This window comes from Umezawaea endophytica (genome assembly GCF_025061645.1).
GTDB lineage: Bacteria > Actinomycetota > Actinomycetes > Mycobacteriales > Pseudonocardiaceae > Umezawaea > Umezawaea endophytica.
The window spans coordinates 798467-800200 of the sequence record NZ_JANYMP010000001.1 but is presented as its reverse complement, the minus strand read 5'-3'; the positions used below and the strand labels follow the sequence as shown (position 1 = coordinate 800200).

Below are 1734 nucleotides of genomic sequence, written 5' to 3'. Positions count from 1 at the left end.
GTGGAGTCCCGTGAGTACCAGGTGCATTCGGGTGCGTGGACCGTCTACACGGGACCGTTCGACGTGACCGAGGTGGGGTCGCACATGGTGCACTTCCGGGCGACCGACAAGGCCGGGAACGTGTCCCCGGTGGGCATGGTCGGCTTCACGGTCGTCCCGGTGCCGCCGGTCGACACCACGCCCCCGACGACGTCCGCCGCGCTGTCGGGCACCACCAACCCCGACGGCCACTACGTGGGCAGGGCGACGGTGACGATCACCGCGACGGACGCGCAGTCCGGGGTGCGGCTGGTCGAGTACGCGCTGGACGGCGGCGCGTGGACGGCGTACTCGGCGCCGGTCGTGGTGAGCGCCGTGGGCGCGCACACCGTGCGGTACCGGGCCGTCGACAACGCGGGCAACGCCGCGGCGGAGCGGTCGGTGTCCTTCACGGTCGTCGGAGGCGGGTCCGACGCCTGTCCCGACTCCGACGAGCGCCCGACGGTGGTCATCGGGCTGGACGACACCGGGGTCGCGAACGTCGACACCGGCGACGGCTGCACCATCAGCGACCTCGTCGACCAGGACCGCGGGTACCCGGACCACGGTGCCTTCGTCCGACACGTCGAGCAGGTCACCGAGAACCTCGTGACCGGCGGCGTCCTGACCCGCAGGCAGCAGGGCGCCATCGTGCGCGCGGCCTCGCGATCCGACATCGGCAAGTAGCTTCGCAGAGCAGGGAGAACGAAGATGGCTGCACGGACCGCATCCGCGCTCGCGATCGTGAGCGCCGTCGTCACCGCGTCGGTGATCGGCACGGCCCAGAACGCGAACGCGGACCTGGTGACGTACTGCGTGGGCAGCGGTGGAGCCGTCACCGTCCCGAACGACCTCTACGTGCCGCCGGGCGAGTCGTGCTCGCTGCGGGGCACCACCATCACCGGCGACGTGCGCGTGGCCGCCGGCGGCAACCTGGTGGTCAGCGGCGGCACGGTCAACGGCGCGGTCGCCGTCGCGGCCGACGGCTACCTCGACTCGACCGACACCCGGATCGACGGCGCCATCACCCTGGCCGCCGGTGGTTTCGGCGTGTACCTGAAGAACACCGACATCGGCGGCGTGGTGCTCCAGCCGAAGGGCTCGACCACCATCGAGGGTTTCCTGTACGCGGAACGGGGGTCGAAGGTCGACGGCGGCGTGACCGCGGGCGTCGGCGAGGTCTCCCTGACCGACAGCGAGGTCACCGGCAACATCAGCACCAACGGGGCGTACCTGACGGACGTGCACGGCACCTTCGTCGACGGAACGCTGTCCGTGCTCAACAACGCGACCGGCAGCGTGGTCTGCGGCAGCGCGGTCCAGGGCAAGGCCACGTTCGCGGGCAACCTCGGCGGTGTCCAGCTCGGACCGAACGGCGGCCTCGACACCTGCGCCTCCGGCGGCTACTTCGCCAGGGACGTCGGCATCTCCAACACCACCGGTGGCCGCACGACGCTGGACGACAACGTGATCAACGGTTCGCTCGCGCTGACCGCGAACAACCCGGTGGCCGAGGTGGCGGCCAACAACCGGGTGCGCGGCGGGGTCGTCGGCGAGCGGACCGACCCGTCGGCGGCCGACGCCAAGTCCGCCGAGCACTCCCGCGGCACCGCCAAGGAGCGCGCGGCGGACCGGCTCGCCCAGGTCGGCGGGTCCGTCGCGGCGAAGGGCAAGGCACGGCTCTGAGGCCCGGCCGGGCGTGGCGAGCACGCTCGC

At 72.1% G+C, this 1734-nt stretch carries 2 protein-coding genes; both read left to right on the top strand.

The features are described from left to right. A partial coding sequence (locus tag NZH93_RS03145) for an OmpL47-type beta-barrel domain-containing protein (RefSeq protein ID WP_372506483.1) occupies positions 1-705 on the top strand: 705 nt, incomplete at its 5' end. A 24-nt stretch (positions 706-729) separates the two neighbouring features. After that, positions 730-1704, top strand: a complete 975-nt coding sequence (locus tag NZH93_RS03140; RefSeq protein ID WP_259621338.1) for a hypothetical protein — start codon at positions 730-732, stop codon at positions 1702-1704. The last annotated feature ends 30 nt before the right edge of the window (positions 1705-1734 follow it).

Coding starts and splice junctions, on each gene's coding strand:
- NZH93_RS03140 (WP_259621338.1), top strand. CDS start 730: ATGGCTGCACGGACCGCATCCGCGCTCGCGATCGTGAGCGCCGTCGTC.